The organism is Sulfitobacter sp. W027, from assembly GCF_025143985.1.
In the GTDB taxonomy this organism is placed as follows: Bacteria; Pseudomonadota; Alphaproteobacteria; order Rhodobacterales; family Rhodobacteraceae; genus Sulfitobacter.
The window spans coordinates 1,970,033-1,983,540 of the sequence record NZ_CP083564.1 but is presented as its reverse complement, the minus strand read 5'-3'; the positions used below and the strand labels follow the sequence as shown (position 1 = coordinate 1,983,540).

Sequence of the window (13,508 nt, the reverse complement as noted above, 5' to 3'; positions counted from 1 at the left end):
CGCTCCTATTCTGCGGCCACGGGGGTGGCGGCCCGTGGTTCTTTTTCTGGGGTGGCGTTTTCGGCCAAGGGGGCTGCGATCCAGCGCAGGCGCAGCGCGTTGCTGAGGACGAACACGCTCGACAATGCCATCGCCCCGGCGGCCAGCGCGGGCGACAAGAGCCAGCCGGTCAGCGGGTAGAAGGCACCCGCCGCCACCGGGATCAGCAGCACGTTATAGCCAAATGCCCAAAAGAGGTTTTGACGGATATTGGCCATGCTGCGTTGGCTTACATCGATGGCATTGACCACGCCGCGCAGGTCGCCCGACATCAGCACCACATCTGCGGCCTCAATCGCCACATCGGTGCCGGTGCCGATGGCAAGGCCTACATCGGCCTGTGCCAAAGCGGGTGCATCGTTAATGCCGTCGCCAACGAAGGCGATGCGGTTGCCGCCCTCTCTCAACTTGTCGATGGCGGCCACTTTGCCATCCGGCAGCACTTCGGCGATGACCCGATCAATGCCCAGTTGCGCCGCGATAGCATCTGCGGTGCCCCGGTTGTCACCAGTGATCATCGCTACATCAAGACCAAGGTCGTGCAGCCCCGCGATGGCTTCTGGCGTGCCGGGTTTGATCGGGTCGGCTACGGCGATCACAGCGGCGAGTTTCCCGTCCAAAGTGGCATAGAGCGGGGTTTTCCCGGCCTTCGCCATCTCTGACGCGATCCGCCCGGTGTCGCCCAAATCGATCCCGTCGCGGATCATAAGGCGGTCCGCACCCAAGGTAACCTTGCGGCCCAAGACCGTCGCGCTGACGCCAAAACCGGTGTGGGATTGGAAATCGCTGACCTCGCCGGGCACAGGGCCCGCAGCTTCTGCCCGGCGCAGGATGGCTTGGGCGATGGGGTGCTCCGAGCGTGCTTCGACCGCGCCGATCAGGGGCAGCACCTCATCTTCGGTCAGGTCGTCCATCAGCACCAGATCGGTAAGTTCGGGCTTGCCCTTGGTCAGCGTGCCGGTCTTGTCCAGCGCCACGGTCTTGACGCCTTGCAGGCTTTGCAGCGCATCGCCCTGACGGAAGAGCACGCCCAATTGCGCCGCGCGTCCGGTGGCCACCATGATGGAGGTCGGTGTGGCCAGACCCATCGCACAGGGGCATGCGATGATCAGCACCGCCACCGCCGCCACCAAGGCGTGGCTGAGCGAGGGGCCGAAGGCGAGCCAGACCCCGAAGGTCACCTGTGCCACGGCAATCACGGCGGGAACGAACCACAGGGTGATGCGATTGACCAAGTCTTGAATAGGCAACTTTGCACCTTGGGCCTCTTCGACCATGCGGATGATCTGCGCCAGCATCGTGTCGCCGCCGACTTTGGTCGCGCGAAACGTGAGGCTGCCGGTGCCATTGACCGTGCCGCCGACAACCTCTGATTCCGTGGCTTTCTCAACCGGGACAGGCTCACCCGTGATCATGCTTTCATCGACGTAGGATTGGCCCGCAACAACAACGCCGTCGGTCGCGATCTTTTCGCCGGGACGCAGGTGGATGATGTCGCCCGCAATGATCTCATCAATGGGCAGCTCAACGACCGCGCCGTCCCGTTCGACCCGCGCGCTGCTGGCACGCAGGCCCATCAGTTTGGCAATCGCCGCCCCGGTGCGCCCCTTGGCGCGGGCCTCAAGATAGCGGCCTAGTAAGATCAGCGTCACAATCACCGCCGCGGCTTCGAAATAGACCACGCGGCTGCCTTCCGGCAGCAGTCCCGGCGCAAAAAGGGCGGTCACCGAAAAGAGCCACGCCGCCCCTGAGCCGAGCGCCACCAGCGAGTTCATATCCGGTGCGCCCTTTGTCAAAGCGGGCAGGCCCTTGGTGTAGAAATGCCGCCCCGGCCATGCCAGCACGAGGGTGGTGAGGATGAACTGGATGAACCAGCTTGTCTCCATCCCGATGGTCGCCGCTATCCAATGGTGGAATGCCGGAATCAGATGGCCGCCCATTTCCAACACGAATACCGGCAGCGTTAGGGCGGCGGCCAGCAGGGTCATCCGCTTGAGATGGGTGGCCTCTGCTTCTTTGCGCGCTGCGGCGTCGGGGCTGCCTGTGTCTGGGGCATCGACGGTCGCCGGATAGCCTGCCTGCGCCGCCGCGTCGCGAAGGGCGGGCAGCAGATCGGCATCTTCCAATGTTTCCACCTGCGCCTCTTCGGTCGCGAGGTTCACCGAGGCCGAAATCACGCCCGGCACAGCAAGAAGCGCCCGTTCCACACGGCCCACGCAGGATGCGCAGCTCATGTTGGAAAGAGTTAACCGATGTATCGCCGTCCGGGCCTGGTAGCCCGCCTGCGTTAAGGCAGTGGTAATATTTGCCGCATCAAACCCCGGCTCTGCCGTGATCCGCACGTTCTCAGAAGCGAGGTTCACCCGCGCTTCACGCACCCCATCGACCGCGTTCAGTGCTTTCTCCACCCGTCCAACACAGGACGCGCAACTCATGTTCTGCACGCCAAAAGTGAGTGTATCTGCTTTGTCCATTTCAGGCCCTCTATGCATGGTTAACCCTGATATGGGGCTTCCAGTGACTGGAGGGTCAAGAGCTCATATGAGAAAAAGTTAACCAGACGACTGAAGAGGCGCGAATCAGAGCTAATGAACTGCCAAGCGGCGCGAGGGTTCCCCCCGATATTCGCGTTCATTCAGGCAAAACCGCCTATCCCCGCGAAGTATCAGCGCCTAGAAGCACGGCCCCGCTATATTCGGAAGCATATCTTAATACCTTTCTGCACAACTGCTCCCAACTCGCTTCGTCGCTAGGCTGGTTAAAAAGGGTAGTGAGCAAAAGATATGCATTTTGACTTTCGTTTTATTGGCTTGTTTGTGGCGCACATTTCGGGGTGGCTCACGTATTTCGCCCGGCCGGGCAATGGGGCGGATACATCCACGCTGCGGTTTGTCTGTGCTGCACTTTTGGGTCTGCTTCCTCTCGCTCTCCTTCCCAAGGCCGCCTTGGCGCAGCAGTTGATCCTTGCTCCTGTCGGCGCGCCCACTGTGGTTGGGGCTGGAATCGGGAAACGCGCACTGTGGTCTAACGCGGGCACGGTCGGCGGCGTGGCAGTGGATATCGTGGGGGAGATGGCCTTTGCGGGGCGGGACCATATCTTCACCACCGGCAACGGATTGATCCAGATCACTTCGACCGGGCAAGATCCGCATTTTATCGATTTCTATATCTATGAGGCCGGCACCCATAACATCACGACCAATTCTGGCGGTGTGCCGGTGGTGGCCGACGTCTTCTTTCAGGTCAATGACATCGACGGACCTTTGAATGAGCAAGTCTATGTGAATATCTGCGACGGCTCGGTCGAATACGTTCGGATCGATCGAAGTGCGACCACCTATCGCGGCTATATCGAAGGGCCGGATGCGAACCTCGGGACAGAGGTATTCTATCTTGCCGGGGACCGCAGCTATAGCAACCAGCCGGTGTCCGGGCTTGAGATCTTCTATCCGCAGGCCTCGACATTCAGCTTTGGCCGTACCGCGAACAATGGCTTCCTCGTGTTGCTCGCCAACCCGACCTATGATGAAGCGCAGACCTATGACCTGCAGTGCGGCGACTTTAAAGCGCCGGTGTTGCAGGACGACCTGAAAGAGCAAGTTCTAGGTGAGCCGGTCGTGCTGAATATCCTCTTCAACGACAGTGTGGCGACAGAAAACAATAATGCCCCCGCCAATAATTCGGGTGAGCCGAGCGAATATTCCAGACAGGCGGTCGATCTGATCCCCCCCACCGGCGCGCTGAATATCGTAACCGATTCCGACGGCCACCGTGTCGGATTTGATGTGTTGGGGGAAGGGACGTGGAGCTATGATGATCTGACCGGAGAGTTGACCTTCACCCCCTTCGCGGCCTTTTTCGCAGCGCCGACACCGATCAATTACCGCTATCAGTCACCCATCGTCCTGCCCAACGAGCCGCAGGCCTATTCCGCCCCGGCGCAGGTCTCAATCGATGTGGGCTCTGTCGGTTTGCTGAAGCTCGCGCAATTGGTGGATACAAACCTGAACGGCTATGCCGATCCCGGGGAGACGATTGCCTATGTCTTCACGGCGGAAAACTTCGGCAACGTCGATCTGACCAATGTGCAGCTTGCCGAGACGCAGTTCAGTGGCAAGGGCGTGCCGCCTGTGATTACCTTTCAGGCGGCGACATCGCTGTCGCCCGAAGGCACGCTTCTGGTCGGGGAACGGGCGGTCTACACGGCGACCTATACATTGGTGCCCGAAGATTTGGACACCACGATCTCCAATCAGGCAGAGGTAACCGCGCAAACGCCGGGTGGGACGAATGTGTCCGATCTATCCGACTCGGAAAACCCCGGCGATGGGGATGGCACCCCTTCGAACGGGCCGGGGGAAGGGCGCGATGATCCGACGACGATCTACGCCGGATCCGGCCCGGATCGGGGGGATGCGCCGATCACCTATGGTGATCCGCAACATGCCGACACCTCGCAATATTGGATCGGCGCGCTTAATGGCGACGGCGACGGTTCGGCGCAGCATTCCGTCGACGGGACGGGCGACGACTTGGACGGAAAAGACGACGAAAGCGAAGAAGCCTTTCCACAGCTCTACGGCGATCTGACCCGCACGGCGACAGTGGTCGTGAATGAGCCATCGCCCGGCAGTGGCTATCTACAGGCCTTCGTCGATTTCGGGGGCGATGGTCTTTTCCTTGGGGATCAGGTCGCGACCGATATCCAAGACGGCGGCCCGCAGGATCTCGACGGGGTGGTGAATGGTGAGATTTCATTCCCCATTGCCGTGCCCGTGACAGCGGTGCTGACCCCGACATTCGCCCGTCTGCGCTGGTCTTCGGCTGCCGGGGTGGATGCCCTGACCGCCGCCTCCGATGGGGAGGTTGAGGACTGCGGTATCACGATCAAGACCCCGCCGGATGCTGACCGTGGCGATGCGCCAGCGAGCTATGGCGATCCGCAGCATATCATCGAAGGCCCCGGTGCGCCTGAGGTCTATCTGGGCACGGTCCCACCGGACATTGATCTCTTGGCACAGAACTCCATCGGTGCCACGGGCGACGATGCGGATGGGTCCGACGACGAAGACGGGGTGGTTCTGCCGCAGTTCTATCGCGGGGGGCTGGCCGAGATTGCGGTCACGGTCAGCGATCTCAGCGGCGCTGCAAGATCGTCGTATCTACAGGCCTTTATCGACTTTGACGGGGACGGCACCTTTAACCAAGCCGGGGAGCAGGTGGCCCTGAACCTGCAAGATGGCGACCCGCTTGATAAGGATGGTGCCACCAACGGGTCGATCCTCTTTGAAGTCGCGGTTCCCGCTGGGGCCACAACCCTGCCCACCTATGCCCGCTTTCGCTGGTCGACCGACAGCACTGGTCTTAACACCGCTTTTGAGGGCGAAGTGGAAGACTACACGCTCACCATCTCCAGCGATCCGCCGCCGCTCGTTTGCGATGCATCGCTCTATGCGATCGTCGACAGCCCCTCAACCCTTGTGCGGATGACCTTCCGTGACGGCGGGGGCAGCTACGCCACAACGGTGAATTCCTCTGCTTCAACAGGGGATGACCGGGATGGGGCATGGGGATATAACGCGCTGGATGGCTATATCTATGGCGTGGATGCGAACACCCGCAGGCTCTACCGGATCGATGGGTCTGGGAGCATCACGGACTTTGGCAATATCTCAGGCGCGGACGATGCATTGAATGCCGGGGATATCCTGCCCAATGGTCGGCTGATCTACGAAGTAGACCAAGGTACCTGGCAGATCGTCGACCTGACCAACCCCGCCGCGCCAATCGCATTGGGAACGATCAATCTTACCATTGGAGTTAACCCGGAAGACCTCGCCTATAACCCCGTCGATGGGATCATGTATGGGATCGACAGAAACTCCGGTTTCCTGTTCCGCGCGGCGGTCAATAACGGCACACCGGGGAGTGTGACACCGCAAGCGATTGGACCGGCTGTCTATGCGGGCATGTTCGACGCGCTGTGGTTCGACCGTGACGGCAGGCTTTATGGCTATTCCAACACCACCAATAACCTCTACGTCATCTCCACCACGACGGGTGTGCCGCAGCTGATCTCTACCCTCACCTTTGACGAAGGCGGGCGCAGCGATGGTATCTCTTGCCGGGGGCCTGCGCCGATCCCGCTGGGGGCCATCTCGGGCAATATCTATGAGGATGCGGACGCGTCGGATGTGAAGGACAATGGGGAAACCAATTTCGGCGCAGGCGTGGGCATCTCGGTCTACGCCGACAATGGCACCCCCGCCAATACCGCCGATGACATCTTCCTCGTGACGACCGATACGCAGGCCGATGGCACCTATGCGGTGGGCGACCTGATGGTAAACACGACCTACCGTGTCGCGCTGGATGAGGCGGACCCCGATCTGCCCTCGGGGCTGACCATTGGCACTTCTAACCCGCTGATTGGCGTCCCGGTCTCGGGCAATAGCGTCACCACGGATCAGGATTTCGGGTTCGACCCGGCGGGCAGTGACCTTGAGCTGACAAAGATCGCCGTGGCCACCGGCACCAGCACCCCGATCAGCAATGTCTCAGAAGGGGACACGATTGATTGGATCATCACCATTACCAACGTCAGCGGCGGCTCGCCCTCAGGCGTGAAGGTGATTGACCAAATCCCCAGCGGCTTTGCCTATGTCTCTGACGATGCCCCTGCCACCGGGGATACCTATGACCCCAATACCGGCTTGTGGTTCGTGGATGAGCTGCTCAGCGGGGCAAGCGAGACCCTGACCATCACCACCACGGTGCTTGGCAGCGGAGATTTCACCAATCAGGCCGAGATTATCTATAGCTCGCTGCCCGATCCCGACAGTGATCCCAACACCGGGCCACTGACCGATGACCTGTTCGACCAACTGCCTGATGACGATGAGGCATCCTATTCAGTGAACCTGGTGACGGGCGAGCGGATCTTGTCGGGTCGGGTCTTTATCGACAACGGCGCTGGCGGCGGCACTGCGCATGACGCGCTGCTCAACGGAAGCGAAGGCGGGGCGTCCTCGGCAGTTCTGGAGATCCTCGACAGCGGCGGCGCGGTGCTGGCAACACCCGGCGTGGCGACGGATGGAACGTGGAGCTATGGGCTCTCAGGTGCCTACAGCGGGGCCATTACAATCCGCGCAATCCCGGCCAATGACTACCGCGCGATCTCGGAAGCAACGAGCGGGCTTCCCGACCTTGTGAATGCCAATCCGCATGATGGCGAATTTACCTTCACGCCAGAAGCCTTCGGTAATCGCATGGGGTTGGACATTGGCCTGCTGAAACTTCCCACTTTAACGAACGATCGGACAACGACGGTTGCACAGGGTCAAGTCGTCACCCTGCCGCATATCTATACAGCCACCTCCGAGGGGCAGGTGACCTTCTCCTACGCCGGGGCCACCTCGACCCCAACCGGTGCCTTCAGCGCAGCACTTTACCAAGACATTGGCTGCGACGATGCTCTTGATGGGCCGATCACCGGCCCCATCGGGGTCACCACGGGGCAAACCATCTGTATCGTCTCGCGGGTCTCTGCAGGGTCCGGCGCTGGGCAGGGCAGTTCTTACGTCTATCAGGTGCTCGCGGCGACCTCCTTCGCCCGCACTACGGTGACGAGTTCGGCCAGCAACACCGACGAGGTCTCGGTCGGGGGGCAATCCACCCAGATTGAACTGCGCAAAACGGTGGAGAATGAGACCCAAGGCACGTTGGAGAGCACCACCAACCTCGGCAGCGTGAATGACATCCTGCTCTACCGGATTTATCTGCGCAACAACGCGACCACGCAGGCGTCGAACGTCAAGATCTATGACATGACCCCGCCCTATACGAGCTTGTCGGAGCCCATCGTTAATCCACAACAGGTCTCGCCCAACCTCAGTTGCGATCTGGTGCGTCCCGCGAGCAATGTGGCGGGCTATGCTGGTGCGATCGAGTGGAACTGCACCGGGCAAATGTTGCCGGGCGGGACGGGCGCTGTGCAGTTCAGGGTTGGGATTCAATGATCCTTGGCCCCTCGCGGGCCGGGGCATCCTGATGCCCCGGCACTTCGGCCTCATCTGCGTTGTGCGAGACATCGACTGGACACAAGCGTTGATGGGGATGGAAGTATGTCGGGGAGACTCGTGCGCTCAGATGTTTCAATGCCAAGCATTACCCCGCGCCGCGCGCCAAACGATAGGTCCTCATTTCCTCTGTGGACGTGGATAGAGGAAAGTCCAACCACTGGGGCACAGCCGATCCTCCGGTCTTATCCCGCGTCCTGTGCCAAACGCAGGCCCATCATCTGCCAACGCTGATGCGGATAGAAGAACGTCCGATAGCTCGGGCGCAGCTGGTCCTTGGGCGTGGCGCAGGAGCCGCCACGCAGCACCCGCTGGTTGACCATGAACTTACCATTGTATTCGCCCAAAGCGCCCTCCGGCGGGCGGAAACCGGGGTAGGGGGCGAAGTCTGAGGCGGTCCACTCCCAAACGTCGCCCCAAGTGCCTTTCCCGGGAAGGGGGCGCAGGGCGCCGAGCGCTTCGGCATCACCCATCAGGTTGCCGCTGATCGGGACATCGCGAAAGGCAACCTCATGCTCCGCCTCGGTGGGCAGGCGGGCTCCGGCCCAGCGGGCAAAGGCCTCGGCTTCGTAATAGCTGACGTGAACCACCGGTGCGTCGAGCGCTACGGGCTGCGGCCCGCGCAGGGTGAAGGTCCACCATGTGCCATCCTGCTGCCACCAGTAGAGCGGGTGCTCCCATGCCTCGCGCTGCGCCACGGCGTGGCCTTCCATCAGCCAAAGCCGCGCGTCCCCGTATCCGCCGTCTTCCATGAAAGCGATCCATTCGCGGTTGGTCACCGGCCGGTCCGCGATCTCGAAAGGGTCGAGCCAGACCCTGTGGCGCGGCCCTTCGCAGTCGTAGGCAAAGCCGCGCCCGTCATGGCCGATCTCAACGAGGCCGCCCGCGTGGCGGTTAAAGTTCAGCGGGCTTTCTTCGGTGACCGGCAACGGTTCAGGGTCTTTGTAGGTGGGCAGGAGAGGGTTAAAGCTCAGCCCGTGGAGAAGGTCGGTGATCAGCAACTCCTGATGTTGCATCTCATGATGGCAGCCCAGTTCTACCAGTTGTGCGATCTCATCAGTATCATTGCGGCTGGCGTTCATCAGATCGTTCAGACTGTTCTCCACATGGTCCCGATAGGCCCGCACCGCAGCGCCATCGGGGCGTGAGACCAAGCCACGTTTGTCACGCGCATGACGCGGCCCGGCCTGCACATAGTAGGAGTTGAACAGCACGGCGAAACGGTCATCGGGAGAGCTATAATCCGTGACGCGAGGCTTGAGGATGAACTCCTCAAAGAACCACGTCGTATGGGCCAGATGCCATTTCACCGGCGAGGCATCCTCCATACTCTGCAGCATCATGTCTTCGGGGCAAAGTGGCGCAGCCAAGGCCTGCGTCCGGCTGCGGGTTGTCGTGAAAAGACTTAATGCCTCATCAGGGGACAGGGGCTGGGGCTTGGCGTTCATCTTGGGTGCTCCTTTGGTGGTCCGCAGACAGGCTCCACTATGGGGAAATTTAAGGCCGCCGCGTAGATTTCAAGCGATAACAGGTGCTCACAATTAGGAATGGGCCGCTTTGGCGCCGCCGCGCGCGTCCTATTGCTTGCCTTCCCAAGCTGAGCCTGCAATCGGTTGCACGAGTAAAACAGGCCCCAAGCCGCCTCGTTCAATCGCCCCAAGGACCGCCCCCGATGACCCAATTCTGCCTGACCGTGACCTGCCCCTCGACACGGGGGATCGTTGCCGCGATCGCCAATTACATCGCCGAAACCGGCTGTAACATCACCGACAGTGCGCAGTTCGATGATACGGAGAACGGCCAGTTTTTCATGCGCATCAGCGCGGAGGCCGAAACCGGAGCCACGCTTGAGACCCTGCGCGAGGGCTTCGCCGCCGTCGCGGAACCCTTTGGCATGGCTTATGAATTCCACGACCAAGGCACCACGATGAAGGTCGTGGTCATGGTTTCGCGCTTTGGCCATTGCCTGAACGATCTGCTCTACCGGGTGCGGATCGGCGCGCTGCCGATTGAGATCGTCGCCGTGATTTCGAACCACATGGATTACCAAAAGGTCGTGGCGAACCATGACATTCCGTTTCACTGCATCAAAGTGACCAAGGAAAACAAACCGCAGGCCGAGGCGCGGATTATGGAGGTGGTGGAGGATACCGGCGCCGAACTGATCGTGCTGGCGCGCTACATGCAGATCCTGTCAGACGCCATGTGCCAGAAAATGTCGGGGCGGATTATCAACATCCACCATTCCTTCCTGCCGTCCTTCAAAGGGGCGAACCCCTATAAACAGGCCTATGAGCGGGGCGTGAAATTGATCGGTGCCACGTCGCATTACGTCACCGCCGATTTGGACGAAGGGCCGATTATCGAACAGGACACCGTGCGGGTCACCCATGCGCAAAGCGCGTCTGACTATGTCTCGCTGGGCCGTGATGTCGAGGCCAGCGTCTTGGCCCGGGCGATTCATGCCCATGCCCACCGCCGGGTGTTTCTGAACGGTAACAAAACCGTGGTCTTTCCGGCATTTCCGGGGAGTTACAGTTCAAAGCTGATGGGGTGAGGGGGCGAAGCCTCGTGATCGCCGGATATGGCATGGATCACGGAGGCTTAGCACCTGCGTGATATCTGGGGCAGGGCGTGTAATCGGCCCGCCAAAGCCTGTGCGGATACGTTCAACGCTCTGACAATACACCATCAGGGCTGTGCGGAACGGAGAGGGTGATCAAGCTGGAGAAGTGGTGCCCCCACACGGCATTGAACTAACGTATCATCTGGTGTCAGCCTGTTCCAATAAATCTCCAAACCGCTGTTTTTAGTGCGTTTGGTTGTATCGTCCTGTTTCATCCAGTGCCATGCTATGCTACATATAGGGGTGGATTGATAGGGGGATAGGAATTTGGCGGCATTGAACAAGCTTTCTTCGGCCAAGGTCAGAAATGCCGCTCCGGGCAAATACTCGGACGGGGGCGGGCTTTGGTTGGTTAAGCGCGATGACGGTGGTGCTCAATGGGTGCTGCGAGTCACCGTCCACGGGCGGCGGCGCGAAATGGGTATCGGCAACCTTCAGGCTGTTTCGTTGAAGGAAGCAAGAGCGGCGGCAGAGAAATGGCGAGCCGTGGTGCGAGAAGGTAAAGACCCCATCAAAGAGCGTGACCGGCTGAAGCGATTGGCCGCTAAGGATGAGCACACCCTATCATCGGTTGCGCTAGAGGCATTCGAGGCTCGCAAGTCTCAGCTTAAGGGTGACGGTAAGGCCGGGCGCTGGTTCTCCCCGCTCGAACTGCATGTGCTTCCGAAAATCGGCAAGGTTCCCGTAGAGGAAATTGATCAGCAAGATATCAAAAACGCCTTGGAACCCATCTGGCATGAGAAGGCGGACACGGCCCGGAAAGCAATGAACCGCTTGAACATAACACTGGAGCATGCAGCAGCAATGGGTCTCAATGTGGATCTTCAGGCAATCATGAAAGCGAAAGCGCTTCTGGGGAAGTCGCGGCACAAGGCGAAGAACATTCCCTATATGCCTTGGCCAGAGGTGCCAGCTTTTTACAAGAGCCTTGCTGAGCAGACGCCCACCCATCTTGCATTGCGCCTGCTGATCCTGACATCGGTTCGGTCATATGGAGTTCGCTTTTGTCATTTGGATCAAATTGAAGGCGACGTGTGGACCGTACCCGAAGATAACACAAAAGGGCAGGTTGGTGCTGTAACCGACTTCCGAGTGCCGCTATCGAAAGAGGCTCTCGCCGTCATTGAACTGGCGAAGCCGCTAGCGCGGGATGGATACCTGTTCCCCGGTGCTCGAAAAGGAGTGATTTCGGATGCAGCGATGAGCCGCCATATGGAGCGGCAGGGGTTGGAGGCTCGTCCGCATGGGTTCCGATCAAGCTTCAAGACTTGGTGCGAAGAAACCACCGACGTACCCGAAGTGGTTGTTGAAACGTCATTGGCGCATGTCGACGGCAACAAGGTCAAGCGGTCCTACCGTCGGACGGACCTACTGGAGCGCCGTCGCCCGCTGATGGCTCGTTGGGCGGATCACGTCACAGGCAAGAATGCCAGCAAGGTGATCAGAATTGCGTAAGCCCCGTTCCTTAAATTTTGCCTTAACCGCAATCTGCTACGAATGGCATCATTCATTTAACAAAGAGATAACGATGACTGATAAAATTCTACGCTGCCGAGACGTTCAGGAGGTCACTGGTCTCAGCAGGTCAACAATTTACCGGATGATGAGCCGGAATGATTTTCCCAAAGCTACCAAGTTGGGCGTTCGCGCCATCGGCTGGCGGCAAAGCGCTGTGGATAGCTGGATCGAGGGGCGGTGTGATGGCTGACATATGTCTATCGGACCGACAGAGGCATGTGAGGACGAATGCCTGTCTCGAGTTGCGTATAAATGCCGCCATACCCAAAGACGACGGAAGTCTAGACCAAGCTCTAGCAATTCTTGCGCTGGAAAAGGCACGTTGGGAAGCACGGGGGACAGAAATCTATGAGCCGTCATGGCTGGCGCGAACGGTATTGGATGCCTTGCACCGCCAAATCGGCAGGAAAACGGTGGCTGGATTGACTGCACTGGCGATGACTTGCCTTGATAATGCTGGCAAGCGGATGAGCCTTCGAAGTGCAGCCGAGGTAGTCGCCGAATATGCAAACTCCATATCTGGCCTTCAGTTTATAGCTTGGAAAGGAGGGGCATACGAGGAAAGCGTAAAGCCGCTTGTAGGCGACGAAGCAACTATCAAGAAAATCTTTAGAGAATATCGCTCTGTAGCGCATATTTGTGCGGCTGAGATAGTCGCCGCTGACTACCTCGACTTTGGCCTGCCCTTCGAAACTAAGCCCGAGGCAGACGCCTGCTTCATTTCAACGGCAATCTATTATCAACTGCGATTACAGAAAGCGGAAAACTCTGCTCAATGGGGTCTTAGGAAGATCCGTTTTTCGCCACCATATTCCATCGAAGACTACCCTCCGCTGATTGCTAATGAACAGCTCGTTCAGAACCTGATCGGCCCTTGGTTGGACAGCAGAACAGCATAGGTCCCAAACGAATGGGGAGGGCTTACCGGAGGGGGGGAACATAATGTACCCCCGTTCCGTGCGGTCATTTGCGCATTCATATTCACTTCACCAAGACATCAAAAGGTGAAGCATGAAATACCTCAACCTCAACCAACTATCTGACAAACTGGGTGGCCGCTCCCGGTCCTCACTCTATCGCGACGTTGATGAGAAACGCATCCCCGCGCCGATCAAAATCGGGCAGAGGCTGTACTGGGTTGAAAGCGCGGTAGACGATGCCATCGCTTCTGCCCAACAGCATGCCGCTTAATGCAAACCCCCGCCCAATCCAAAGGATCAAGCAGGGGAGCTAATCATTCGACAGTC

8 protein-coding genes are annotated in these 13,508 nt (G+C 59.4%); 6 read left to right on the top strand and 2 right to left on the bottom strand.

Annotation, left to right across the window (positions count from 1 at the left end; genetic code table 11):
- Positions 1 to 5: 5 nt before the first annotated feature.
- Positions 6 to 2,513: a heavy metal translocating P-type ATPase gene (locus tag K3759_RS09710; protein ID WP_259981415.1), complete on the bottom strand. Its 2,508-nt coding sequence runs from the start codon at positions 2,511 to 2,513 to the stop codon at positions 6 to 8.
- Positions 2,514 to 2,822: 309 nt separating this feature from the next.
- Here K3759_RS09710 and K3759_RS09705 point away from each other — a divergent pair, with 309 nt between their 5' ends.
- Positions 2,823 to 8,057: a DUF11 domain-containing protein gene (locus K3759_RS09705; protein ID WP_259981414.1), complete on the top strand. Its 5,235-nt coding sequence runs from the start codon at positions 2,823 to 2,825 to the stop codon at positions 8,055 to 8,057.
- Between the two features lie 245 nt (positions 8,058 to 8,302).
- On the opposite strand, the gene egtB is transcribed toward K3759_RS09705, so the two are convergent.
- Positions 8,303 to 9,565, bottom strand: a complete 1,263-nt coding sequence (gene egtB / locus K3759_RS09700; RefSeq protein WP_259981412.1) for an ergothioneine biosynthesis protein EgtB — start codon at positions 9,563 to 9,565, stop codon at positions 8,303 to 8,305.
- Between the two features lie 224 nt (positions 9,566 to 9,789).
- Here egtB and purU point away from each other — a divergent pair, with 224 nt between their 5' ends.
- The 5 genes from purU to K3759_RS09675 all read left to right on the top strand — a co-directional run bounded on the left by purU (position 9,790) and on the right by K3759_RS09675 (position 13,452).
- On the top strand, positions 9,790 to 10,674 hold the full coding sequence (gene purU / locus K3759_RS09695; RefSeq protein WP_259981410.1) for a formyltetrahydrofolate deformylase: 885 nt from the start codon (positions 9,790 to 9,792) through the stop codon (positions 10,672 to 10,674).
- A gap of 336 nt (positions 10,675 to 11,010) precedes the next feature.
- The gene (locus tag K3759_RS09690; protein WP_259981407.1) at positions 11,011 to 12,198 is read left to right on the top strand and encodes an integrase arm-type DNA-binding domain-containing protein; all 1,188 of its coding nucleotides are present in this window, start codon (positions 11,011 to 11,013) and stop codon (positions 12,196 to 12,198) included.
- Between the two features lie 73 nt (positions 12,199 to 12,271).
- Positions 12,272 to 12,451 carry an AlpA family transcriptional regulator gene (locus K3759_RS09685; protein ID WP_259981406.1) on the top strand — a complete coding sequence of 60 codons (180 nt, stop codon included), beginning with the start codon at positions 12,272 to 12,274 and terminating at the stop codon, positions 12,449 to 12,451.
- Complete coding sequence (locus K3759_RS09680) at positions 12,444 to 13,160, top strand: hypothetical protein (protein ID WP_259981403.1); 717 nt, start codon at positions 12,444 to 12,446, stop codon at positions 13,158 to 13,160. Before K3759_RS09685 ends, K3759_RS09680 begins: the two co-directional genes overlap by 8 nt.
- Before the next feature lie 112 nt (positions 13,161 to 13,272).
- Positions 13,273 to 13,452, top strand: coding sequence for an AlpA family transcriptional regulator (locus K3759_RS09675; RefSeq protein ID WP_259981402.1), 180 nt, complete (start codon positions 13,273 to 13,275; stop codon positions 13,450 to 13,452).
- The last annotated feature ends 56 nt before the right edge of the window (positions 13,453 to 13,508 follow it).